This window comes from Succiniclasticum sp. (genome assembly GCF_056977735.1).
Genome location: NZ_DBMCWA010000004.1, coordinates 49,554 through 73,501, shown reverse-complemented (window position 1 = coordinate 73,501; position 23,948 = coordinate 49,554). Strand labels below are relative to the sequence as shown.

Below are 23,948 nucleotides of genomic sequence, written 5' to 3'. Positions count from 1 at the left end.
ATGCTGAAACAGGAAACGGCTTTGCGTTTAAAAACAGATATTACCGGGCAGGTCCGGTTTGACGAGCCCATGTCTTTCCACACCTCGTTCCATATAGGCGGGCCGGCAGATGCACTGGTCATTCCTTCGGATACAGAAGAAGTGAGGAATGTGCTCAAAATCGCACGGGAAGGGAATATCCCCCTGACTGTTGTAGGCAACGGTTCCAATCTTCTGGTGAGGGATAAAGGAATTCGCGGAATCGTGCTGAAACTTGGCAACGCCCTGAAGCACTGGGAACAGAACGGCGACACGTTCCGGTTCGGGAGCGGTGTTTCATTGGCCCAGTGCTGCCGTATCATCGGAGAAGCCGGATATACAGGCATGGAATTTGCTGTAGGAATACCCGGAAGTCTCGGCGGCGCTGTATATATGAATGCCGGTGCTTACGACGGAGAAATGAAAGACGCCGTTGTGTCCGTACAGGTTATGACCCGGGCCGGAGAAATAAAAACGTTGCATCATGATGATCTGCAATTTTCCTACCGCCATTCTGCCCTGCAGGAATCCGATGTCATTGTGTTGGATGTGACGTTGAAGGTGAAAAAGGGAGACAAGGCTGCAATCCAGGCCAGGATGGACGATTTCAGTCAGCGCCGTATCAGCAAGCAGCCGCTGGATATCCCCAGTGCAGGCAGCACATTCAAACGTCCTGAGGGCAGGTTTGTAGGACAGATGGTAGAAGAATCCGGATTAAAAGGCTTCCGGATCGGCGGGGCAGAAGTGTCTGTCAAACACGCCGGTTTTATTGTCAATGCGGATCACGCTACGGCAGCGGATGTGTTGCATTTGATTGAATATATCCAGAAAAAGATTCTTGAGAATTATAACGTAGCTTTAGTACCGGAAGTTTTGGTATTAGGAGAAGAATGACAAATATTTACGACGTAATCAACGAATTATATAACGATGATGAGGGGTGGAACACAGTCCTGGAACGCAGGTATGCAGAGCAGTTTCTGCGGATGGAAGCATTCCGGGGCGCAACCGATGACGAGTTACTGGAAATCTGGCAGCAGGTCATGTATCTGTTGATATATTGCGGTAACACCTCCTATAAAATCGGTGACATGAGCGGTGAAGACTTTATATATTGTATCAGCTGGTGTCACCGGAATATCGGTGATTTCGAACTGGATTACGAAAGTGTGGACCATTTTCTGTCGGTAATCCAGCGGTTGCTCCGTTTCTTAAAACAGAAAAAAGCAATAAGCAGTGACACAGCAGCGGATAAGTGCCGGTTAAAGTTGCTGGGGCAGGATGGCAGCCTGTTGCTGTTTCAAAAGGACGGCGCCCTCCCTGCAGAATATGAAAAATACAGGACCAACCGGGAACCGGATCTGGAAAATAAAGTGTTCATGCAGCTGGGCCAGAAACTCATGACCCTGTTTGACATGATGCAGAAGTATTTCGACGACGCCCGGTTCCGTTTAGACAGGCGACGCGCCAGCTATGCATTTTTTGGATCCGAAACAGAACCGGAAATGAATCAGGGCCGTCCCGAACTGTTATCCTCTTACTGGGAATATTTTATTTTTGATTACCGCTTACGGGATACAAACGAAAGACCGGTAGAACATTTTTACAAGTATTATAAAAAGAACCCTGACCCGCAGTACGGAAAATCCAACAACGCTCTGATCGGATTGCTGGAGTCTATGCTGAAGATCCAGATGATGGTTTTTACAATTGAAGGTGAGGAATCGGACGGCTGGTTCAGCTGCCGTGACTTTTTTACAGGAAGCATTTCAGAGTTGAGTCTGCCGGTTGATGAATCTGTAGATGTCCGTAATCTTTTATGCATTGCCCATGTTTTTGAAGACGGCAACCTGATCACCGAGTATCTGCGAAGTGTAATAATCTCTCCCGTAGCGCAAAAAGCCCTGTATAACCGTTTGTCTGCTTTTCTTGCCTATTACAGGGTTGCGCATCCGGATGCAGACTGGGAAATGTTTGTGACGGATAATCCCGCTTTGGTTATGCATATGGTTGCCTATGCAGCGGCGCCGGATATGCCAATGAAACCGGTATATCCTTCTGCAAGGGCCGGGGAGTATAAACCGGCTGTAATCCGGAAAGAGGATCCGGTACACCAGCTCCTTCAGCAGTTCAGTAAACTGCTGAACATATCCTGGCAGGATCGCAACAACCTGACGCAGATGTGGAGTGATTTTCACGCAGTCAGTCCCGTTGCGTGTTTCAGCGATGAAGATGTAATGGTCTGGACTCTTGCGTTACTTGAGAACTACATGAATAGTACCGGGACATTCCTTTTGGAAATTTCTCCCTATGCGGAAAGCATACATATTGATATAAACCGTGTTGCAGAACGGAGCGTTGCGATCCGGGACGCCCTGCGGCTGGAACCGTTTGATCCGCGCTACATGAGTGAAGACGCTTTTATGAATATGGTTTTTTCATAAGGAGGAGAACCCATGTTATGTGAATTCTGCCGGCATGATTTCGATGACAGTCTGACGGAATGCCCTTACTGCCATAAAAAAGTTGATTTTGAGGCCAAAAGCCTGACCAGGGAAGAAAGGGATAACTTTGCCGGGACGACCATTGAGATGGAAGGCTCTTCCGGGGACGATGGTTATACGCAACGAGCTGAATATCAGGAGAAAAACAGCTATGATCAGCAGGATGATACGTATCAGCGTGCCGACAGGCCGTATGATGATAACAGAAATCACTCCGGTTTTAAGGTGTACCGGCTTGGTGGCAGTCTGTGGACATGGATCATCTTTGCCCTGATTGTATTGGGAGTTATCTGTTTTGTTCTGCCGACGTTCCTGTTTATCGGGATCATCGGCCTGGTGGTAGGCTCGATTATCATTTTTCTGTCAAAATTGTTTCAATAATATGTTTTTTGAGATTGCATGTTGCCGGATTTCTGGCAGAACGGAGAATACGTATGAAGAACCGGTTTTGTGAATTGTTGGGAATTCAGTATCCGATTATCCAGGGCGGCATGGCCTGGAGCAGCGACGGAACATTGGCCGCAGCCGTATCTAATGCAGGCGGGGCCGGGATCATCGGCACAGGCGGCCGCACTACGGAGTGGGTTGAAGAAGAGATTAAAAAGGCAAAAGGCCTGACCGGGAAGCCTTTTGGCATCAACCTGATGCTGATGGCTCCCAATGTAAACGAGATTGCAGAACTTATCTGCAGGGAAAAAGTTGCATTCATCACTACCGGCGCAGGCAATCCGGTTCCTTGGATCGAACCGATGCACAAAGCCGGAATCAAAGTAATTCCTGTAGTACCCAATGTAAAACTGGCAAAACGGGTCGCGGCTTCCGGGGCGGACGCGATGGTGATCGAAGGCATGGAAGGCGGCGGACATATCGGTACCCTGACCTGTATGGCATTGCTTTCCAATGTACTAAAGGAAGAGTATCCCATACCGGTGTTGGCTGCAGGCGGCATTTCTGACGGCCGGGCTATGGCTGCGGCCCTGCTGATGGGCGCAGACGGTGTGCAGATGGGTTCCCGGTTCCTGCTGACAACAGAATGCCCGGTCCACGAGAAAACGAAAGAAATGATTATCAATGCAACCGATACCGATTGCGTGGTAACCGGTTTCTCAAGAAATATGGGTGTCCGCTGTCTGAAAAACGCATTTACGCAGAAGTACCTGGAAGCAGAAACCGGCGGCGCGACAAATGCGCAACTGATGGAACTGGGGACGGGAACGGCCCGCCTGGGTATGAAAGAGGGCGACATCGAGAACGGCAGCATTATGGTGGGAGAGAGCCTGAATGTATTAAATGAGGTACTGCCCTGTAAGGAGGTAATAGAAATAATTATCTCTGATGCAAAAGCAACGCTTGCAAAAGCTGCCTGCATTGCGCTGTAAGTCAACAGCTGTTTCATTACAAATGAAGCTGCACGGTAACAGATAAGCGTAAAACTAAAACAAAACAGACCGGAGTACATCTCTAACAATGTCAGGCAATTCACTGAATGAATTGCGATCAGAGAAGTGCTCCGGTCTGCTGCTTTGTTTTCGGCAATCAGATTCCGGCTGGTTGTCAGGGTCTGGCCTGCGGTTTTAAAACCTGAGGCGCATGGGGTGCGTGGGGAAGGGAACTGTGGGCGGTTTCCTCTGTTGACTTCATTTCTTCCGTTTGCGCAGGTTGGTCTTGCTGTGCTTTTATTATGTCTGCTTGTTCAGGCTGCTTCTGCCCATTAAGGGTTTCGTTCTGCTTATTCTCACTGTTCCTGTTTTTCTTTGTCTTATCCTCTTTCGGAAGTTTCAAATGATCGTCATCTGTGGTAATGACCTGCACTTTGGCTTCCCTGCGTCCAAACTGCAGGGCCTTCTTATGGGATTCCATAAAAAGATCTACGTGCCGGTCATGTGTCGGATTCATCCTGTCCTGAACGACATATTTATGTCCTTCGTAAATAATCACGCTGCCGATCGGCACAAAATTGGCAGCACAGGTGTAACCCTCTTTTGCTTTGGCGCCGCTGGCCGTATTCCGGGAACCTGTTTCATGCGGCGTATAGGCAGACATGGACACGGTCGTCCAGAAAACAGCACCCAGAGATATCGCGCGGTAAAAGAACTGCATATTGAATTTCATTTAGAACAAACGCTCCTGTACCAATAATTTTTCTTTCATTTCTTTATATTCCATAGAGTAGTAAGTCGTCAGCTGGGCTTCCCGGAAATCCGTACCAAATGCTCTTCGGCTGAGGCTCAAAATGGGAGGCGCCTGGATGCGCTTGGCAACGGCAAGGCCGGTAAACAGGCCATACCAGCGTTCCAGGTCCTGACAGAAAGCAGCGTGGCTTGGGAAAATACTTGAAACTATTCCGGCCTTGCAGCCCAAAAATCGTTCAAGATCCTCATCAATATAGTGCCTGAGTATCTCTGCAGGAGAAGCTTTCTCCCAATTCTCTATAAAAGAACGAAGCAGATAATCATGATACTCATACACCAGCGGGTCGCCGCCGTTGCCCACTGTCTGCTCTTGTGACAGTTCGGCGCTGGGACGGATCGTAAATATTGTTTCGGGAATTGCTTTTCGTTTATATACATATTCATTAATATATTTTCCCAGAGCATAAATCTGATATTTCCATAAATCTCCCAGCGGGCAGAACAGTCCGATCAGATCCCCGTAAAAAGTACCGTAACCGACAGTGGCCTCTGCTTTATTGGCATTGCAGCTGATGCCGCCCTTAAACGCGGCAGAGAACCCGGCCAAAATTCGGGAACCGCGGTCCCGGGCCTGTATATTCTCGTACATCAGCCCATCCAGTTCTACTTTAAAATCCCGGTTTGTCGTGTAATTATGAATGGGAGTATAAAGCTGTTCAACAGTATGGGACACGCTGTCGTTGATCGGGACAATGGTGTAGCAGCAGCCCAGATTTTCTGCCAGCTGCTGCGCCAGGTTTTTGGTCAGTTCTGAATTATAGCGGCTGGGCATGTTTACCAGCAGCACCTGGTTCGGGCCAAGGATATCCGTAAACAGGGCAGCTGTCACGGCTGAATCAATGCCGCCGGAAGCCCCGATAACCATGCGTTTGATGCCGGTTTGCTTCAGAAAAAGCCTGGTACCGTATTGTATTACTTTATATAAGATGGCTGTTTCGTCGTCCTCCGTGGCGATCAGTTCATCCTCTGCAGCATAGGCGCGTATCTTTGCGCTTCCTTTATCCCATGAGAAAACCAGCAGCTTTTCTTCAAACATAGGCGCGGCTGCCTTAACCATACCATCCGGCCCGTAAACACAGCTTTGTCCGTCAAAGGTAAAAATATTCTTACCGGTGTTCTGGATGCCGGTATGATTACAGTAGATCAGTGGCAGTTGCAGTGTTTTGGCCTGATGGCCAAACACTTCGTGACGCTTTTGATTCTTGTGCAGTGTAAAAGGGGAGCTGGAAAGGTTACACAATAATTCCGCGCCCCCCTGTTTAAGCATGGCAGGTACGGAAAAAGGATAGTTCTCCGTCCATCCGTCTTCACAAAGCAGGATACCCAGCTTATATTCTGTGCCACGTATTTTTATAGCCACAGAGCTCAACCCGTTTTTGAGGGAAATACGCTTGTCCTTTAACAGTCTGTCCTGTCCGGAAAAATAGCGGGGATCATCAAATTCACGGTACGCTGGCAGGAATGATTTTGCGACAAAATCCAGACCCTGTTCCGTAGGGACGAGCCTTCCGCCCTGTGCCGTAAAAGCGGCGCTGTATTTACGGACATGCCCGTCTTGGTTCGTTCGTTTCCAGTCAGTCGCTACGTTACCGAAAATGACAGTGATCCCTTCTGTCGCGGCAATAATCTGTTGCCCGAAGGTTTCACAGTCTTTCAGAAAAGCAGACTGTTCCCATAAATCACCAATCATAGAGCCGGGAACAGCAAGTTCAGGAAATAACAGGATATCTACAGATTCTTTTCTTGCCAGGCTGATTACCTGTATCATTTTTTTTGTGTTCAAATCCGGACGCCCGGCTATAATCTCCAGTTGTCCGCAGGCAATTTTCAACGCCATTTTCCGCGCCTCTTTCTGTTAATTATTATCAGCGATATATCGTAAAGCAATTGTCAATTGTATTATTATATAAATTATAGCAGAGATATTTGCGTTTTTCCATATTTTAGTTTACTATATATAAGCACAGGAGGTATTTCTTGTGAAAAAAGTTAAGAAAACAAATGCAGCCCGTATTCTGGATGAACTGCAAATCAAATATGAATTGAAAACCTATCCCGTAGACGAGGAGCATCTGGATGCCGTCCATGTGGCGACGGAGGTCGGCATGCCGCCGGAACAGGTATTTAAAACACTGTGTGTGCGCGGTGACAAAACGGGTGTTGTTTTTGCGGTAATTCCCGGAAACGGAGAGCTGGATTTAAAGGCCCTTGCCAGGGTAAGCGGTAACAAACGCTGTGAAATGGTCCATCTGAAAGAAGTGCTGCCGCTGACAGGTTATATCCGGGGCGGCTGTTCCCCTCTGGGAGCTAAGAAAGCGTATCCGGTCTTTCTGGATGAAAGTTGCCGGGAGTTTGACCGCATTGCCATCAGTGCCGGTATGCGCGGGATGCAGATACTGGCAGCTCCTGCGGATCTGGTCCGGGCAACAGGGGCTGTGGTTGATTATTTAGTGATGTAAAAGAGGAGACAGGAAAATGTTATTTGTAAGCACCAGGGGGCAGGTTGGCAAAGTATCTTCCGCCCATGCAATCAAAGAAGGGCTGGCCGATGACGGCGGGTTGTTCGTTCCCCAGTCTTTCCCGAGTCTGTCTTTGGATTCGATCCTGGGGATGCATGCGCTGTCGTATGAGCAGATGGCCGTCATGATACTGGAAAACTTCCTTACGGATTACAGTGTGGAAGAACTGGCTGAATGTGCCGGGGCCGCGTACTCGTCTGAAAAATTCGGGGCAGATCCCGCGCCCCTGCGCAAAGTGGGGGAACGTACGGATGTACTGGAATTATGGCACGGTCCGACTATGGCATTTAAGGATATTGCCCTGCAGATCCTGCCGCATCTGATGACAAAAGCCCAGGAAAAAACCGGTTCTGACACCCGGATCGTGATCCTGGCCGCTACGTCCGGAGATACAGGGAAAGCGGCGCTGGAAGGGTTTGCAGATGTTCCCGGTACGGAAATTATTGTGTTTTATCCGGAAGACGGTGTCAGCCCGGTACAGAAATTGCAGATGGTGACCCAGGCGGGAAAAAACACAAAAGTATTTGGGATCCACGGCAACTTTGATGATGCCCAGCGGGGCGTGAAAGAGATTTTCGGTAATGCTGAACTTGAAAAGGAACTTAAAAACTGCGGCTGGGTTTTCTCGTCTGCCAATTCAATAAACTGGGGAAGACTGGCCCCACAGATCACCTATTATTTTAAAGCCTATTCCGACGCGGTAGCGAATGAGCGTATCAAGCCGGGAGAAAAGATTATTTTTTCTGTTCCCACCGGGAATTTTGGCGACATACTGGCCGGTTATTATGCAAAGAAGATGGGGCTGCCGGTAAAACACTTTATCTGCGCTTCCAATTCTAATAATGTGCTGACAGATTTTATCAACACGGGTGTATATGATAAAAACCGTGAGCTGAACAAAACTGTTTCTCCCTCCATGGATATCCTGGTCTCCAGCAATCTGGAACGGCTGCTGTTTGACCTTACGGAAAATGATGCGGCACAGGTTGCAGACTGGATGGAGCAACTAAATACAACTGGGAAGTATCAGGTTTCCAAAGATGTTTTGGAACAGATCAGGGAATTATTTTTCGCAGCGTGGATTGACGAACAGGAGACCGTGGATTCAATAGGGCGTGTCCATAATGACTTTGAATATTTGATCGACCCGCATACATCGGTGGCCTGGCGGGCTGCAGAAAAATACCGCCTGCTGAGCGGCGATGACAGTTATATTGTCGTCCTTTCCACGGCAAGCCCCTTTAAATTCTGCAAAACGGTTCTGGAAGGAATCGGCAAGGCGGCAGGATTAAATGAAACTGATCCTTTTGAAGCGGCACACCGTCTCGCGGAAGAAACAGAAACCGCAGTGCCTCCACAGGTTTTAGCACTGGAATCGATGCCCGTCCTGCACAAAGAAGTGATTGCAGCCGACGAGATGGCACAACACATCAAAAAGACGTTGGAAATTGCACAATAAAATATTTTTATTTACTATGTAAAAAAGTCTTGCCCGATGGCAATGACTGTGTTATAATGCTTGAAGTGTTTCAATACACACGCAGTCGGATGGGTACTGTCCGCGCAAGCGGTGAGCCTGAATATAAGGAAGACTGCGGAGGAAAAAACAGGAGGAAGAAACATGAGCACAATTATTTCCATGAAACAGTTGCTGGAAGCCGGCGTACATTTCGGTCATCAGACCCGTCGCTGGAACCCCAAAATGGCGAAGTACATCTTCACCGAACGTAACGGTATCTACATTATCGACCTGCAGAAGACCGTTAAAAAAGTTGACGAAGCTTACAACTTCATTCGCGAAACCGCACAGAACGGCGGCAACATCCTGTTCGTCGGCACGAAGAAGCAGGCACAGGAAGCCATGCGTGAAGAAGCGGTACGCTGCAACCAGTACTATGTTAATGAACGCTGGCTGGGCGGCATGATGACCAACTTCAAGACCATCCAGAAACGCGTTGCCCGTCTGCGTCAGCTGGAAAAGATGGAAGAAGACGGAACGTTTGATGTTCTGCCGAAGAAAGAAGTACTGGGTCTGCGCCATGAAATGGAAAAACTGAACAAGAACCTGGGCGGCATCAAAGACATGAAGAAACTGCCGGCAGCCCTGTTCGTAGTAGATCCCCGCAAAGAACACATCGCTGTTCTGGAAGCCCGCAAGCTGAACATTCCTATCGTAGCTACGGTTGATACAAACTGCGATCCGGATGAAGTGGATTATGTAATTCCGGCTAACGATGACGCCATCCGTGCCGTACGTTTACTGGCCAGCAAGATGGCTGATGCCGTACTGGAAGGCCGTCAGGGCCAGCAGACTGCGGAAACAGCAGAAGCACCGGCTGAAGAAGCTGCTGCAGACGCAGAATAATCTTACAACTGGTTTTCGGTTTCGGGAACCTTCAGTGTAATGATTTCGAAAGGGAACCCGTTGCGGTTCCCTTTATTTATAACCGCTCAATAGTAATATGTTTTCAAATACAGGAGGATGATATTTATGGCTCAGATTACTGCTGCAATTGTTAAAGAACTGCGTGAACGTACCGGTGCAGGCATGATGGACTGCAAAAAAGCACTGGTAGCTACGGAAGGCGATATGGAAAAAGCTATCGACTTTCTGCGTGAAAAGGGCCTGTCCCAGGCCGCTAAAAAAGCCGGCCGCGTTGCTGCGGAAGGCGCTGTGGTTTCCCACGTTACAGAAGACGGTAAAGTGGGCGTAATTGTTGAAGTTAACTGCGAAACCGACTTCGTAGGCAAAAACGAAAACTTCCAGGCTCTGGCAAAATCCATTGCTGCCCATATTGTAAAGACCAATCCGGCTGATGTTGAGACTCTTCTGGCTTCCGAAATGGATGGCAAAGCCGTGAAAGACGTTGTTACCGAAGCCATCGCCAAGATCGGTGAAAACATTTCCGTTCGCCGTTTCGCCCGTTTTGAAAGTGCGGAAGGAAAGGTTTACAGCTATATCCATGGCGGCGGCAAGATCGGCGTCCTGGTTGATATGAAAGGCGGCGATGCAGAACTGGGCAAAGATGTTGCCATGCAGGTCGCAGCTGCCAACCCTCAGTTCTTAAACCGCAATGAAGTTCCCGCTTCTGAATTGGAACATGAAAAAGAAATCCTGACTGAACAGGCCCGCAATGAAGGCAAACCGGAAAATATCATTGCGAAAATGGTTATCGGCCGCATCAATAAGTACTACAAAGAAGTTTGCCTGGTAGATCAGGAATTTATTCGTGATGGCGACCTGACCATCAGCAAGCTGCTGAAATCCAAAAATGCGGATGTTTCCCGTTTTGCCCGCTTCCAGTTAGGCGAAGGAATTGAAAAGAAACAGGAAAACTTCGCTGACGAAGTTGCTGCTTTTATTAAAAAATAATTTGCCTGATATGAAAGACTGCAATTTTTTTTGCAGTCTTTTTTTGTGCCGCAAAATGTGGTATAATAATTTGAATAATGTCAGCAAGTTTCATCTTCCCGGAATTTAGTTTGCGGAAGACTATAAAAATAATAGGAGGGTGTCGGCGTGGCAAATGAAGTGAAATACAGACGTGTCGTTTTAAAATTGAGCGGAGAAGCGCTCGCGGGAGAAAAAGGGTTCGGTATTGACCCGAACGTGGTGAACTCCATCGCAAAACAAATCAAGGAAGTCCTGGATTGCGGGCTGGAGATTGCGGTGGTAAACGGCGGCGGTAATATCTGGCGCGGATTATCCGGTGCCAATAAGGGTATGGACCGTGCTACGGCAGACTATATGGGTATGCTGGCCACAGTGATCAATTCCCTGGCGTTGCAGGATGCACTGGAACAGATCGGCGTGCCGACAAGGGTGCAGACAGCCATTGAAATGCGTCAGATCGCAGAACCGTATATCCGTCGCAGGGCTGTCCGTCATCTGGAAAAGGAACGTGTCGTGATCTTTGCGGCCGGAACCGGAAATCCGTATTTTTCCACGGATACAACTGCAGCGCTGCGGGCAGCGGAAATTGAGGCGGATGCTATCCTGATGGGCAAGAACGGGGTAGACGGTGTTTATGACGCAGATCCGGCTACGCATCCGGAAGCAAAGAAGTTTGACTATCTGGACTATATTGATGTCATCAACAAACATTTAAGCGTGATGGATACGACAGCCATCAGCTTATGTATGGATAACAAGATTCCCATTATCGTATTTAATATCGAAACACAGGGGAACATCCTGAAAGCCGCACTGGGAACAGTCACCGGTACAACGGTAGGAGGTAAATGATCATGGCAACAGTTGAAGAACTCTTAACAACGAACGAAGAGAAAATGAAAAAGACCGTTTCTTATCTTCGTGAAGACCTTGCAGGGCTGCGGGCAGGAAGGGCGACGCCGGCTCTGCTCAATAAAATTACGGTAGATTATTACGGAACCCCGACACCCATTAACCAGGTTGCCAATATCGGCGTACCGGAACCCCGCATGATCGTCATCACCCCTTGGGAAAAAAGCATGATCAAAGCCATTTCCAAGGCAATCATGACGTCGGATCTGGGTCTGAATCCCAACACAGACGGTTCGGTCATCCGGTTAAATCTTCCCCAACTGACAGAAGACCGGAGAAAAGAACTGGTCAAAACGGCCAATAAGCGCACGGAAGAAGCCCGCGTCAGTGTACGTAATATGCGCCGTGACATTATTGAGGGCATCAAAAAAGCAGAAAAGGCCAAACAGATTACGGAAGACGATTCAAAAGACGGTCAGGATAAAGCTCAGAAGCTGACTGACAAAATGATGAAAGAAATCGACAAAGTAATCGAAGCAAAAGAAAAAGAAATTATGGAAGTGTAACCTATGCCGGATGTTCTTGCCCTGCCTCTTTGTGAAGCAGAAAAACTGCTGGCAGCTTCTGGCCGGGATTATCAGGTGGTACGTATTTCTTCCGGTTACCGGCATGAGACGATAGAGAATTGCCAGATGGAAGAATATGTTGTCAGACAGCAGGAGCTGACTGACCATAAAATACTTTTGAGTACAATCATGAAGAGGAGAAAGGAGGTGCTCGAGTATGGCTTATAAAATTGATACCGACGCTTGCGTAGGATGCGGCACTTGTGCCAGCACCTGCCCCGTGGGCGCACCGAAAGAAGACGGTGAAGGCAAATATCAGATCACGGCTGACGAATGTGTAGAATGCGGCGCTTGCGCAGCAAACTGCCCGGTTGGCGCTATTTCTCAGGAATAATTTCCGGAAAGAACTCCCCTTCTGTTCCGACAGGAGGGGAGGCACATTTTTCTTTACGTACAAGGATATCCGTTTATGTTTAATACTTTATTTTTAAAACCAATCCGGTCCATGCCTGCCAAAGTCGCCATGAATGTTGACGGTCTTGATATGGATAATATTCCGGCACATGTGGCAATTATCATGGATGGTAATGGACGCTGGGCCAAAGCCCGGGGCAAAATCCGTACACAGGGGCATAAAGTCGGCGCCGAAACACTCAAAACGATTGTCCGGGCGGCCGACACGCTGGGTATAAAAGCGATTACAGCGTATGCATTTTCTACAGAAAACTGGAAACGTCCTGTAACAGAAGTACATTTTATTATGGAGCTGTTAAGCCGGTATCTTTCTTCGGAAATAGAAGAGTTTAAGGAAAACAATGTGCAGGTACGGTTCATGGGATCAAGAGATGGACTGCCCCCGATCGTAACAGAAAAGATGGACCATGCCATTAAAGAAACTAAAAACGATACTGGCATTATTTTAAATCTCGCAATTAATTACGGCGGGCAGGCGGAGATCTTACACGCGGTCCGGTCTATCGCACAGCAGGTTGCCGATGGTACGCTGAAGATTGAAGACATCGATGCTTCCGTATTTGAAAATAATTTATATTCCAAAGGTCTTCCGTCCCCGGATTTACTGATCCGGACAGGCGGGGATCTGCGGGTCAGCAATTTTTTATTATGGCAGATCGCCTATTCTGAGATTTGGACGACTCAGGTATTCTGGCCAGACTTTACGCCGGACATGCTGGTAGAGGCCATAAAGATGTATCAGAAACGGGAACGCCGGTTTGGCGGGCTTGTCCAAAAATAACACAAAGGTTGGATTATTTTGTTAAAACGAATTTTAACGGCAGTTGTGGGAATACCCGTTGCTGTTTTTCTTGTGACCAGAGGCGGGTTACTTTTCACTGCCGCTGTTTTTATTCTGGCTGTGGCTGCCTGGCGGGAATTTGCCAGAATGGCCGGAGCCAAAGATATCCATACATATAAGGTGACATCCCTGCTTCCGTCCATGCTGCTTCTGGCAGCTGCGGGAACCGGTAAAACCGAATTCTTTTTGCCGGTTCTGACGTTTGCAGTCCTGGGTATCCTGATGGAAGGTCTTTACAGGCATTGCAACTGCGGTGAAACGAACTGGCCTCTGCATGTTTCCAGTTCACTGATGGCATTGTTATATGTGGGGCTGTTATTTGCGCATATTCCCCTGATCCGTGAATATTCCCCGGATACTGTACATTATATGGGGATGATTTTTTCACGGGGGGAGCTTGCATTGTGGATGGTATTGCTGGGCACCTGGGCCAGTGACACCTTTGCCTACTTTTTTGGCATAGCGCTGGGCAAGCACAGGTTCTGTTCCGTAAGCCCAAAAAAATCCATGGAGGGCGCAATTGCCGGGTTTATCTTTGCGTTCGCGGTAACCGGGGGAATTGCGTATCATGGCCTGCATACCGGCCTGGTACCTGCGTTGATGCTGGGTTTGACCGTTGCATTTTTTGCGCCGGTAGGAGACCTGATCGAATCCATACTGAAGCGTTCCTTTGAAATCAAGGATTCCGGGAACTTCTTTCCCGGCCACGGCGGCGTGCTGGACCGTTTCGACAGTCTGCTGTTTGCAGTGCCGGCTGTCTATTATGTAATGAAGTTCATGGGAATGTAATAATACATAATTCCGGTATACACGGCTGATTTGTCCGGCTTACTGCAGGTTCCGGATCAGCAAAACAGGAGCTTATCATGAAAAATATTTCTGTATTGGGAAGTACGGGTTCCATTGGCAGGCAAACGTTGGAAGTGGCAGCTGCCAATCCGGAAAAACTGAAGATCCGCGCATTGGCAGCGCATACGAATGTCGCTCTTATGTTGCGTCAGATTGAAGATTTTCATCCGGATCTGGCAGTATTGACAGACAAAGATGCGGCTGCCGAATTACGGAAACAGTATCATGGGAAAACAGAAATTTTGGGCGGGCAGGAAGGCCTGCTTGCTGTTGCTACGTATGAAAACACAGATACTGTGCTAGGCGCCATGGTCGGATATGCAGGCCTTCGCCCGACGCTGGCCGCCATTAAAGCCGGTAAAGATATCGCGCTTGCAAACAAGGAAACGCTGGTAGCTGCCGGGCATATTGTCATGCAGGCGGTAAAAGATAATAACGTAACCCTTCTGCCGGTAGACAGTGAACACAGCGCCATTTTCCAGTCGCTGCGGGGCGGGTATCATCCCTGTCTCACATTTGCTGAAAAGGGCAGGGATACCAGCGAAGTGAAAAGACTGATCCTGACAGCATCCGGTGGTCCGTTCCGCGGAAAAACAAGGGAAGAATTAAAACATGTTACCCTTGCCCAATGCCTTAAACATCCAAACTGGAGCATGGGGAAAAAGGTTACCATCGACAGCTCGACACTGGCCAACAAAGGGCTGGAAGTCATGGAAGCTCACTGGCTGTTTAATATGCCCTATGAGAAAATCGATGTGGTGATCCATCCCCAGAGCATAGTTCATTCTCTCGTAGAATTCAATGATGGCGCAGTGATCGCCCAGTTAGGCCTGCCCGATATGAAGCTGCCGATCCAGTACGCGCTTTCCTATCCGCAACGGTATGATTGCAGCTTTGGCCAGCTTGATTTGTTAAAATGCAAAAGCCTGACTTTTGAAGCGCCTGACGGGGAAGCATTTCCGTCCCTGCAGATTGCCATTGAATGCGGCAAAGCGGCAGGCAGCCTGCCCTGCGCCTTTAATGCGGCAAACGAAGAATGCGTTACGGCATTTTTAGAGGGAAAAATTGCATACCTGGATATACCGGAAATCGTGAAACGTGTAGTCGGTTCCCACGTTATGATCCCGGATCCCTGTCTGGAAGAAATTGAAGAAACAGACCGTAAGATCCGTATTATCACAAAGGAAATGATCCGGCAACGGTAAGTTCTTTTATTTTGCGGATTTATAATAGTTACATTAATTTTTTGTTAAGGAGATTCACTTTTGTTAACTGTATTAGCTTGTATTTTTGTGTTTGGTATTTTAGTTACGGTCCATGAATTCGGACATTTCATCACTGCCAAATTAACCGGGATGAAGGTTGAGGAGTTTTCCATAGGCTTCGGCCCGAAGATTTATCAGCAGCAGGATGGGGAAACACTGTACTCTCTGCGTATGCTTCCGTTGGGCGGCTATAATAAGATCGCAGGAATGGATCCGGAAGACCCGGAGGATTTGGAACGGGGCTTTAATTCCAAACCGGTTACATCCCGGATGCTGGTGATTTTAGCCGGTTCCCTGATGAATTTTCTGTTACCTGTATTGATCTTCTTTGGCCTTTTTCTGGCATTCGGGATGGAAGTTCCGGAAAATAAGCCAATCCTTGGGCAAATTGTAGAAGGCTACCCGGCTGCCCAAAGCGGATTAAAAGAAGGGGACAGGATCCTTACAATCAACGGTAAGCCCGTCAATAACTGGCTGGATATTCGGAACAGTATTGCGGATGCGGGAACAAAACCGGTTCCTTTTGAAATTCAGAGAAACCAGGAAAAGCTGACAATAACAGTAACCCCCGGTTTGAATCCGGAAACCGGGAAACCCTTTATCGGTGTGGTGTCCTCTCTGAAAAAGGTGCAGCTGACACCGTGGCAGGCTGCGGTTTCTTCTGTAACGGCTACCAAAAATATCATTAAAAATATGTATGCTTCCCTGTACCACATGGTGACAGGCAAAGCAAAAGCGGAATTATCCGGCCCGGTAGGCGTAGCCAAAATGGCAGGGCAGGTAGCCCATAAGGGATTTGATATGCTGTTGCAGTTTACTGCCATGTTGAGCCTGAATCTTGCCATCATCAACCTGTTACCGCTGCCGGCACTGGATGGCGGTCATTTCCTGATTTTATTAATCGAAGCAGTAACCGGACATAAACTGGGCAAGACTGCGATGCAGAACATTCAGAAGGTCGGTGTGGCCATGATTCTGGCGATCACCCTCTTTGCGACCTTTAAAGACCTGACACGGTGATTATGGTAATGCATGACTGAGATAAAGTGTAAAACAAATTTGTAAGAAGGTGACCTATGAAACGCAGATTTACCCGGCAGATCCATGTCGGTCCCGTTGCAGTCGGCGGTAATGCGCCTGTTGCAGTACAGTCCATGACGAACACAAAAACGCAGGATGTACAGGCAACGTTGCAGCAGATTCGCAAACTGGCAGATGCAGGCTGCGATATTATTCGCTGCGCCGTTCCCGATATGGAAGCAGCAAACGCCCTGGAAAATATTGTGAAAGGGAGTCCGATCCCTGTCATCGCCGATATTCATTTTGATTATCGGCTGGCCCTTCAGGCAATCGAGTCCGGTGTGCACGGCCTTCGGCTCAATCCCGGCAACATAGGGGGGACGGAAAAGGTCAGGGCAGTGGTTGAGGCTGCCAAGCCAAAAGGCATTCCGATCCGAATCGGTGTCAATGCAGGTTCTCTGCCGAAAGACCTGCTGGAAAAATACGGACATCCTACGGCGGACGCGCTGGTTGAAGCGGCGTGGCGTCACATTCATATTCTGGAAGAGATGGATTACCGCAACATTAAGATCTCCCTGAAATGCCATGATGTGCCTCTTACTTTGGAAGCATACCGGTTGCTGGCATCCCAGTGCGATTACCCGCTGCATGTAGGTATTACGGAGGCCGGTACGGTTCATTCGGGTATCATTAAATCTGCTGTGGGGATCGGGACACTGCTGGCGGAAGGAATCGGCGATACGATCCGCGTTTCCCTGACAGGCGACCCGGTGAATGAAGTAAAGGCCGGTTTTGAAATCTTAAAGTCATTAGGACTTCGTATCTACGGACCGACGCTGATCAGTTGTCCTACCTGCGGACGGACCAGTATCGATCTGGAAAACCTGGCAACCACTGTGGAAGCCCGGCTGGCGGATATCAGGGAACCCATCAGCGTCGCTGTCATGGGCTGTATCGTAAACGGGCCCGGCGAAGCCAGGGAAGCCGATGTGGGAATCGCCGGAGGCAAAGGGGAAGGCCTTGTCTTCCGAAAGGGACAAGTGATCAAAAAAGTTCCGGAAAACTGTCTGGTAAATGAATTGTTTGATGAGATTGATAAAATTTTAGATGAGAGGAAGAATAAATAAATGTTAGTCAGCAAATTATACGCACCTACGTTACGTGAAGTTCCGGCAGAAGCAGAAATCCCCAGCCACAAACTGATGTTGCGAGCCGGTTATATGCGCAAATCGGCAACGGGAATGTATTCGTACCTGCCGCTGGCCCAGCGTGTACTGCAGAAAATTGAAACGATCATCCGGGAAGAACTGAATGCCATCGACTCCCAGGAAATCTTAATGCCGATTGTGCAGCCGGCGGAAATCTGGCAGCAGAGCGGCCGCTGGGATGTGTACGGCGCAGAGATGTGGCGCTTAAAAGACCGTCACGGACACGATTATTGTCTGGGACCTACCCATGAAGAAATGATCACCACGCTGGCCCATATGGATGTGAACTCGTACCGCCAGCTGCCGCTTTCCCTGTATCAGATCCAGGATAAATTCCGGGACGAACGGCGTCCCCGCTTCGGGCTGATGCGCAGCCGCGAATTTATCATGAAAGACGCGTACACCTTTGACAAAGACGAAGAAGGACTGAACAAATCCTATCAGGATATGTATGACGCATATACCAACATCTTTAACCGTTGCGGTCTTTCATTCCGTCCTGTAGAAGCGGACAGCGGCGCTATCGGTGGCAGCGGCTCCCATGAATTCATGGTGTTGGCAGATTCCGGCGAAGCGGAAATCAGTTACTGCACCCAGTGCGATTATGCTGCCGACACCGAAAAAGCAGAACTGAACCTGATCGAAGCACCGGCTGAAGACGCACTGCCGAAAGAGAAGGTTTCCACACCGGACTGCAAGACCATTGCGGACGTGTGCGCATATCTGAAGGCCCCCGTGGAAAAATCCATCAAGGCTGTTGCCTACCAGAGTGAAAAGGGCCTGATCCTCTGCTTTGTGAGGGGCGACCATGAAGTGAATGAAATCAAAGTCATCAACACCTGTGGCGTGAACAATGTGGAAATGGCCCCGGCCGAAATGCTGGCCTCAGCGGGAACGACCGGCGGATACATGGGCCCCTGCGGACTGGATCCGGAAAAAGTTATCATTGTCTGCGACCAGAGCGTGATGCAGATGCATAATTTCTGCTGCGGCGCAAACGAAGAGGGCTATCATTTTATCAATGTGAATCCCGGACGGGATTTTACGCCCACATATGTGGCGGATATCCGGCTGATGCAGGAAGGGGATCCCTGTCCGCACTGCGGCGGCAGGATAGCCAAAGCCCGCGGGATTGAAGTAGGGCAGGTCTTCAAACTGTTCACCAAATACAGTGAAAAGCTGAACGCGACATATCTGGATGAAAACGGAAAAGCAAAACCCATGTATATGGGCTGCTACGGTATCGGCGTAAGCCGGACCATGGCGGCGGCCGTCGAACAGAACAATGACAAGGACGGCATCATCTGGCCGGTGGAAATCGCCCCGTTCCATGTAATCGTCGTTCCTATCAACATTAAAGACGAAACAGTAAAGGTAAAAGCTTTTTCCATTTACAATACGCTTAAAAAGGCAGGTATCGAAGTCATTCTGGATGACCGGGACGAACGGCCGGGCGTCAAATTCAAGGACGCAGACCTGATCGGTTATCCTGTTCGCGTTGTAATCGGTAAAAAGACGTTAGATAACGGACAGATTGAAGTGAAAATCCGCAAAAACGGGGAAACAAGAATGTTATCAGCGGATGACTATGTTGAGGGGATCAAAGACTTATTGGAAGAACTGAAGAAATAATTCCGGGGTGATTAACGTGGAAGCATGGCTGAATCATTTTTCAAATTCCATACAATTTGAAATTGTGTTCCGGCTGATCTTGGCAGCCGTACTGGGCGGCATTGTCGGCATGGAACGGGGCAGCGGGGACCGTCCTGCCGGATTTCGCACACATATCCTGGTCTGTGCCGGTTCCGCTCTCATCATGCTGGTGTCCATGTACGGATTCGAAGGATTTGACAAGGTGCCTTTTGAGTATCCGAAGAACCGGGACTCCGCACGAATTGCGGCGCAGGTTGTAAGCGGCATCGGTTTTCTGGGTGCAGGCACGATTTTACATGAAGGCATAACTGTACGGGGTCTGACTACGGCGGCCAGCCTCTGGATGATTTCCGCCATCGGCCTGGCCACGGGGGCCGGCATGTATTTTGTAGGTGTTGCCGCAACGATAATTACTTTTATAACACTGACAACATTTCACAGCGTGGAAAAACGGTTCGCTGTCGCAAACAGTAAATCCGACAAAAAATATCTCCGGGTTGTAGCCTTAAATTCTCCGGGAATTGTGGCGCGGGTCGCTGCTTTTCTTGCCCGGAACAATGTTACCGTAAAAACGATTAATGTCCAGAACAGTTCCTTAAACAATACTGTCGTGCTTGAGTTATATCTTAAATTCAACAAAGAGCTGGAGCTGGGCATGATTATGGACGGGCTGCAGCAGATTGAAGGAATCAAGTCGATTGAGAACATAGGATAGATTTTTGAGAGGAAAAGAGTATGAACCCCTCTTATTATTTAGTGCCTGATGCGGAAGAAATCCATTCTTTCTTCCGTTCTTTTTCTTTACCAGAAGGTCTTAGTTCTGATTTGAAATTCATCAGTATCCGTAAAATATGGATCAATGAAGCGGATAACAGCTGGGAATTAGAGTATTCTTCCTTGAAACCGGTCGATCCCCATTGCCTGGATACGCTGGCAGACCGGTTTAAATCTGTGTTTGCTTTAAAAAACATTTACTGGAAAACGATACAGAATCAGGCCGCATTACCACAGACGGTTACAGAACCGGTATCGGAAAGCATTTCTGACGATATTGGAAACGAACCTCCTGCGGATTATTATCAGGATGTCCCTGTAGAAGAACCGCCTCCGGACGCAGAATGTGAGCCGGATTCCGGATTCGAAGAGGACGAATCCTATATTCAGGCGTATAATGCTTTATATGGGAAAAAGTATGCGGATGGGTGCCTGTTTGGCAAGAACTTTAAAGCAGACGAAATCGTCCCGTTAAACAAACTGACAGAAGCCCGCCGTCACATCGTGATCCAGGGACACATAGGGACCCAGCGGGATAAAGACGATAAACTTGTCCCTTACACAGAACGGGAGGTTCGGGGACGGAATAAAGACTCTTCCCGTTTACTGGTTTTATTCAATGTAATTGACGCAGACGGCGGCATCTATGTAAAACTGTTTTTTGATGACCATGATGAAGGAAACGGGTTTAAAAAGCAGCTGAAGGCCGGACTGGAGTTGCAACTGCTGGGCAATGCAGAGCCGGATCAGTATAATCATGATGCCATGACCTTTACGCCCATTGCCATCAAAAAAATTGAAGTAAAACAACGAGAAGATAATGCGCCTGTCAAGCGGGTAGAACTGCATTGCCACACAAAAATGAGCAAGCTGGATGCGATCACGCCAATGACAGATCTGGTAAAGACGGCGATCCGTTTTGGTCACAAGGCGCTGGCAATTACAGATCATGGCGTAATACAGGCGTTTCCCTTCTGTGCCGATGCGGTAGAAGAGGCCGGCAGCGATCTCAAACTGATTTACGGTTGTGAAGGATACCTGACCAGTGATGAAAACGGGAAAATTTTACGGGAAGGTTTGCCGCATGCGAACAAAATCCGCTCCAATCATATTATCATCCTGGCAAAAAATTATACCGGGCTGCGCAATTTGTACAAACTGGTCACGCTGTCCCATCTGAGCTATCAGAACGGTTCCGGAGTCCATGCCCGTCCGCTGATCCCCCGCAGTATACTGGAAGAATTGCGGGAAGGACTTTTATTAGGCAGTGCCTGCGAAATCGGCGAATTATACCAGGCGATTGAACAGGGAAAGACCGAAGAAGAATTACTGCAGATTGCTGACTTTTACGATTATCTTGAAATACAGCCGCTGGGCAATAATGCGTTTCTGGAACGGGAAGGACGTTTCAGCCATGAACAGCTTATTGAGCACAACAAGCTGATTTACCGGCTGGCAAAAAAACTGGGAAAACTGTGTGTAGCAACCTGCGATTCCCATTTTCTGAATCCGGAAGACGCCAAGACGCGTGCAATACTGCAATACAGCCAGGGCTATCACGATGCTGACATGCAGGCGCCCCTGTATTTCCGGACAACAGAGGAGATGCTGGCAGAATTCACGTATTTCGATAAAGATACCGCCTACGAGGTCTGTGTAACCAATCCGAATCGGATTGCGGACCAGATCAGCCGGATCAAACCGGTTCCGGACCGGGATCAGCTGTATTCGCCTGTCCTTCCGGGAGCTGAAGAAGAAATCGTCAGCTTATGCTATGAAAAAGCCCACCGGTATTATGGCGATGTATTGCCAAAAGTGGTGGAAGACCGTCTGAAAATGGAGATGGATGCCATTGTCGGCCACGGGTATGCTGTTTTGTATGATATTGCCCATAAGCTGGTAAAGCATTCCATGGATGAAGGGTATCTGGTCGGTTCCCGGGGATCGGTCGGTTCCAGCCTGGTTGCCTGCATGACAGATATTACGGAAGTGAATCCGCTGATTCCCCATTACCGCTGCCCGAAATGCCGCCACACAGAATTTTTTGAGAACAATGAATATGCCAGCGGGTTTGATATGCCTCCCAAGGCCTGTCCCGAATGCGGAACGGATATGGCCCGGGACGGCCATAATATTCCGTTTGCTGTATTTATGGGATTCCATGGGGATAAAGTACCCGATATTGACCTGAATTTTTCTGATGAATATCAGCACAGGGCACATAAATATACGGAGGAATTGTTCGGACGGGATAATGTGTGCCGCGCCGGAACGATTGCCACGGTTGCACCGAAGACCGCCTGGTCCTATGCAAAAAAATATTTTGAAGAACATAATATTCCGGCCCACCCGGCCTATGTGGAAAGCTTCATCGACGGCCTGAACGGGGTAAAGCGTACAACAGGCCAGCATCCGGCCGGGATCATGGTCATCCCGAGGGATATGGATATCCACTATATCACCCCAATGAGTCATCCGGCTGACGATAAAAACAGCAGTATCATCACTACGCATTACGATTACCATTCCATTAATGACCGGCTGGTAAAACTGGATATCCTGGGTCACGTAGACCCCACCATGATTAAACGCCTGGAAGAGTTTACCGGCATAAACGCAATGGATATCCCGGTTGGGGATCCGGATACTATGTCTATCTTTTCTTCCACCGAGAAACTGGGCGTTACCCCGGAACAGATCGGGACAAACGTCGGGACACTGGGGATACCGGAGTGCGGGACCCGTTTTACACTGGACATGATCCATGAACTGAAGCCTAAACTTTTCAGCGATATTGTCCGTGTGTCCGGTTATTCCCACGGCACGAATGTGTGGATAGGCAATGCGAAAGATCTGATTGAATCCGGACACCCGGTAGAGCAGACCATTTCTACCCGGGATGACGTGATGACTTCCCTGATAGCAAAAGGCGTGGACCCGGCCATTGCGTTCAAAACCATGGAGTATGTACGTAAAGGCAAGGCTGCGAAAAAAGGACTGGAGCCGGCAATGCGGGAAGCGATGGAAAAGGCCCATGTGCCTGAATGGTATATGAAATCCTGCGAAACGGTCCAGTATTTATTTCCAAAAGCGCATGCAGTAGCATATGTTTTGAATGCGTACCGGATCGCCTATTGCAAGGTACACTATCCGCTGGCCTATTATGCTGCTTATTTTTCCCAGCGGGCCGATGTGGATGCAACATATATCGCCAAAGGAGAAGCGTATATCAGGCAATATATTAAAACTGTCGACCTGCAAGGCAAGGAAGCGAAAGCGGTAGATAAAGACAACGTGATTTACCTGCAGCTGGTTTTGGAGATGCTGGCAAGGGGATTTGTCTTTTATCCGATTGATTTGTACAAATCCCATGCATTCCAGTTCCGTCCGGAAGACGAAAAAGGGATCCGTATTCCGTTATGCTGCCTGCCGGGGGTAGGGAAAGGTGCTGCAAAGACCCTTTCTTTAACGGTAAAGAATAATCCGCGTGATTTTATTTCACAGGAGGATCTGCTGTCGTGCTGCAGGCAGACGGAACAAGGCGTAACAGATAAAATCGCCAGACGTAAAGAGCTTCTGCCGGAAGAAGAAGAACTGGGACATGTGGGGCAGACGGCGTTGGATGCGCTGGCAGATTACGGCGCGTTAGGAAATCTGCCGGTCAGCAACCAGATGGATCTGTTCAGTTTCTCTTAACCCTCTGTTGCAAAACCCAAAAGAAGTTTGTAAAGGCTAAAGGCGCAAGATTCTTTGACCGGACGAATTTTCCCGGAAGAATCTTGAAAAACAGTTTGCAATTATGATTTTTAATGTTATAAT

At 48.5% G+C, this 23,948-nt stretch carries 22 protein-coding genes; 20 read left to right on the top strand and 2 right to left on the bottom strand.

From position 1 onward, the window contains the following. From murB to ACZOWY_RS03345, 4 genes are read left to right on the top strand one after another with little or no spacing between them, the layout of a single operon-like run. A complete protein-coding gene (gene murB / locus ACZOWY_RS03360; RefSeq protein WP_484392904.1) occupies nucleotides 1-912 on the top strand; it encodes a UDP-N-acetylmuramate dehydrogenase in 912 nt (303 codons plus the stop codon). Further along, the gene (locus tag ACZOWY_RS03355; RefSeq protein ID WP_484392901.1) at nucleotides 909-2,462 is read left to right on the top strand and encodes a hypothetical protein; all 1,554 of its coding nucleotides are present in this window, start codon (nucleotides 909-911) and stop codon (nucleotides 2,460-2,462) included. Before murB ends, ACZOWY_RS03355 begins: the two co-directional genes overlap by 4 nt. 12 nt (nucleotides 2,463-2,474) lie before the next feature. Continuing rightward, nucleotides 2,475-2,903, top strand: coding sequence for a hypothetical protein (locus tag ACZOWY_RS03350; protein ID WP_484392898.1), 429 nt, complete (start codon nucleotides 2,475-2,477; stop codon nucleotides 2,901-2,903). A gap of 53 nt (nucleotides 2,904-2,956) precedes the next feature. Beyond that, entirely contained in the window at nucleotides 2,957-3,901 is a 945-nt protein-coding gene (locus tag ACZOWY_RS03345) for a nitronate monooxygenase (protein ID WP_484392894.1), read from the top strand. A 175-nt stretch (nucleotides 3,902-4,076) separates the two neighbouring features. Here ACZOWY_RS03345 and ACZOWY_RS03340 read toward each other — a convergent pair whose 3' ends face one another. Both ACZOWY_RS03340 and nadE read right to left on the bottom strand, forming a co-directional pair. Then, nucleotides 4,077-4,634 carry a 3D domain-containing protein gene (locus ACZOWY_RS03340; RefSeq protein WP_484392889.1) on the bottom strand — a complete coding sequence of 186 codons (558 nt, stop codon included), beginning with the start codon at nucleotides 4,632-4,634 and terminating at the stop codon, nucleotides 4,077-4,079. Next, a complete protein-coding gene (gene nadE / locus ACZOWY_RS03335) occupies nucleotides 4,635-6,551 on the bottom strand; it encodes an NAD(+) synthase (RefSeq protein ID WP_484392886.1) in 1,917 nt (638 codons plus the stop codon). Nucleotides 6,552-6,693: 142 nt separating this feature from the next. On the opposite strand from nadE, the gene ybaK reads away from it, so the two are divergent. The 16 genes from ybaK to ACZOWY_RS03255 all read left to right on the top strand — a co-directional run bounded on the left by ybaK (nucleotide 6,694) and on the right by ACZOWY_RS03255 (nucleotide 23,825). Continuing rightward, the gene (ybaK, locus tag ACZOWY_RS03330) at nucleotides 6,694-7,173 is read left to right on the top strand and encodes a Cys-tRNA(Pro) deacylase (protein ID WP_484392882.1); all 480 of its coding nucleotides are present in this window, start codon (nucleotides 6,694-6,696) and stop codon (nucleotides 7,171-7,173) included. Between the two features lie 16 nt (nucleotides 7,174-7,189). Next, nucleotides 7,190-8,692: a threonine synthase gene (thrC, locus tag ACZOWY_RS03325; RefSeq protein WP_484392877.1), complete on the top strand. Its 1,503-nt coding sequence runs from the start codon at nucleotides 7,190-7,192 to the stop codon at nucleotides 8,690-8,692. A gap of 162 nt (nucleotides 8,693-8,854) precedes the next feature. Then, the gene (rpsB, locus tag ACZOWY_RS03320) at nucleotides 8,855-9,598 is read left to right on the top strand and encodes a 30S ribosomal protein S2 (RefSeq protein ID WP_484392876.1); all 744 of its coding nucleotides are present in this window, start codon (nucleotides 8,855-8,857) and stop codon (nucleotides 9,596-9,598) included. Between the two features lie 126 nt (nucleotides 9,599-9,724). Further along, on the top strand, nucleotides 9,725-10,606 hold the full coding sequence (gene tsf, locus ACZOWY_RS03315) for a translation elongation factor Ts (protein ID WP_484392872.1): 882 nt from the start codon (nucleotides 9,725-9,727) through the stop codon (nucleotides 10,604-10,606). Nucleotides 10,607-10,753: 147 nt separating this feature from the next. Continuing rightward, the gene (pyrH, locus tag ACZOWY_RS03310) at nucleotides 10,754-11,479 is read left to right on the top strand and encodes a UMP kinase (RefSeq protein ID WP_484392869.1); all 726 of its coding nucleotides are present in this window, start codon (nucleotides 10,754-10,756) and stop codon (nucleotides 11,477-11,479) included. Between the two features lie 2 nt (nucleotides 11,480-11,481). After that, nucleotides 11,482-12,045 (top strand): ribosome recycling factor, encoded by a 564-nt coding sequence (gene frr / locus ACZOWY_RS03305; RefSeq protein WP_484392868.1) that lies wholly within the window; start codon nucleotides 11,482-11,484, stop codon nucleotides 12,043-12,045. A 3-nt stretch (nucleotides 12,046-12,048) separates the two neighbouring features. After that, nucleotides 12,049-12,273, top strand: a complete 225-nt coding sequence (locus ACZOWY_RS03300) for an RNA-3-phosphate cyclase (protein WP_484392867.1) — start codon at nucleotides 12,049-12,051, stop codon at nucleotides 12,271-12,273. Next, entirely contained in the window at nucleotides 12,263-12,439 is a 177-nt protein-coding gene (locus ACZOWY_RS03295; protein ID WP_093730815.1) for a 4Fe-4S binding protein, read from the top strand. Before ACZOWY_RS03300 ends, ACZOWY_RS03295 begins: the two co-directional genes overlap by 11 nt. 75 nt (nucleotides 12,440-12,514) lie before the next feature. After that, nucleotides 12,515-13,300, top strand: a complete 786-nt coding sequence (locus tag ACZOWY_RS03290; RefSeq protein WP_484392865.1) for an isoprenyl transferase — start codon at nucleotides 12,515-12,517, stop codon at nucleotides 13,298-13,300. An 18-nt stretch (nucleotides 13,301-13,318) separates the two neighbouring features. Further along, a complete protein-coding gene (locus ACZOWY_RS03285) occupies nucleotides 13,319-14,149 on the top strand; it encodes a phosphatidate cytidylyltransferase (RefSeq protein WP_484392863.1) in 831 nt (276 codons plus the stop codon). A gap of 77 nt (nucleotides 14,150-14,226) precedes the next feature. Further along, entirely contained in the window at nucleotides 14,227-15,414 is a 1,188-nt protein-coding gene (locus ACZOWY_RS03280) for a 1-deoxy-D-xylulose-5-phosphate reductoisomerase (RefSeq protein ID WP_484392861.1), read from the top strand. A 60-nt stretch (nucleotides 15,415-15,474) separates the two neighbouring features. Continuing rightward, nucleotides 15,475-16,494, top strand: a complete 1,020-nt coding sequence (rseP, locus tag ACZOWY_RS03275; RefSeq protein ID WP_484392858.1) for an RIP metalloprotease RseP — start codon at nucleotides 15,475-15,477, stop codon at nucleotides 16,492-16,494. Nucleotides 16,495-16,550: 56 nt separating this feature from the next. Next, nucleotides 16,551-17,621 carry a flavodoxin-dependent (E)-4-hydroxy-3-methylbut-2-enyl-diphosphate synthase gene (gene ispG, locus ACZOWY_RS03270; RefSeq protein ID WP_484392854.1) on the top strand — a complete coding sequence of 357 codons (1,071 nt, stop codon included), beginning with the start codon at nucleotides 16,551-16,553 and terminating at the stop codon, nucleotides 17,619-17,621. Further along, a complete protein-coding gene (locus ACZOWY_RS03265) occupies nucleotides 17,622-19,334 on the top strand; it encodes a proline--tRNA ligase (RefSeq protein ID WP_484392850.1) in 1,713 nt (570 codons plus the stop codon). A 79-nt stretch (nucleotides 19,335-19,413) separates the two neighbouring features. Beyond that, entirely contained in the window at nucleotides 19,414-20,070 is a 657-nt protein-coding gene (locus ACZOWY_RS03260) for an MgtC/SapB family protein (protein WP_484392846.1), read from the top strand. 20 nt (nucleotides 20,071-20,090) lie between these two features. Beyond that, nucleotides 20,091-23,825, top strand: a complete 3,735-nt coding sequence (locus tag ACZOWY_RS03255) for a PolC-type DNA polymerase III (protein ID WP_484392844.1) — start codon at nucleotides 20,091-20,093, stop codon at nucleotides 23,823-23,825. Nucleotides 23,826-23,948 lie beyond the last annotated feature (123 nt).

Bases quoted from the DNA above. Each gene is read 5' to 3' on its own strand.
- murB (WP_484392904.1), top strand. From the start codon at position 1: ATGCTGAAACAGGAAACGGCTTTGCGTTTAAAAACAGATATTACCGGG.
- ACZOWY_RS03355 (WP_484392901.1), top strand. From the start codon at position 909: ATGACAAATATTTACGACGTAATCAACGAATTATATAACGATGATGAG.
- ACZOWY_RS03350 (WP_484392898.1), top strand. From the start codon at position 2,475: ATGTTATGTGAATTCTGCCGGCATGATTTCGATGACAGTCTGACGGAA.
- ACZOWY_RS03345 (WP_484392894.1), top strand. From the start codon at position 2,957: ATGAAGAACCGGTTTTGTGAATTGTTGGGAATTCAGTATCCGATTATC.
- ACZOWY_RS03340 (WP_484392889.1), bottom strand. From the start codon at position 4,634: ATGAAATTCAATATGCAGTTCTTTTACCGCGCGATATCTCTGGGTGCT.
- nadE (WP_484392886.1), bottom strand. From the start codon at position 6,551: ATGGCGTTGAAAATTGCCTGCGGACAACTGGAGATTATAGCCGGGCGT.
- thrC (WP_484392877.1), top strand. From the start codon at position 7,190: ATGTTATTTGTAAGCACCAGGGGGCAGGTTGGCAAAGTATCTTCCGCC.
- rpsB (WP_484392876.1), top strand. From the start codon at position 8,855: ATGAGCACAATTATTTCCATGAAACAGTTGCTGGAAGCCGGCGTACAT.
- tsf (WP_484392872.1), top strand. From the start codon at position 9,725: ATGGCTCAGATTACTGCTGCAATTGTTAAAGAACTGCGTGAACGTACC.
- frr (WP_484392868.1), top strand. From the start codon at position 11,482: ATGGCAACAGTTGAAGAACTCTTAACAACGAACGAAGAGAAAATGAAA.
- ACZOWY_RS03300 (WP_484392867.1), top strand. From the start codon at position 12,049: ATGCCGGATGTTCTTGCCCTGCCTCTTTGTGAAGCAGAAAAACTGCTG.
- ACZOWY_RS03295 (WP_093730815.1), top strand. From the start codon at position 12,263: ATGGCTTATAAAATTGATACCGACGCTTGCGTAGGATGCGGCACTTGT.
- ACZOWY_RS03290 (WP_484392865.1), top strand. From the start codon at position 12,515: ATGTTTAATACTTTATTTTTAAAACCAATCCGGTCCATGCCTGCCAAA.
- ACZOWY_RS03280 (WP_484392861.1), top strand. From the start codon at position 14,227: ATGAAAAATATTTCTGTATTGGGAAGTACGGGTTCCATTGGCAGGCAA.
- ispG (WP_484392854.1), top strand. From the start codon at position 16,551: ATGAAACGCAGATTTACCCGGCAGATCCATGTCGGTCCCGTTGCAGTC.
- ACZOWY_RS03265 (WP_484392850.1), top strand. From the start codon at position 17,622: ATGTTAGTCAGCAAATTATACGCACCTACGTTACGTGAAGTTCCGGCA.
- ACZOWY_RS03255 (WP_484392844.1), top strand. From the start codon at position 20,091: ATGAACCCCTCTTATTATTTAGTGCCTGATGCGGAAGAAATCCATTCT.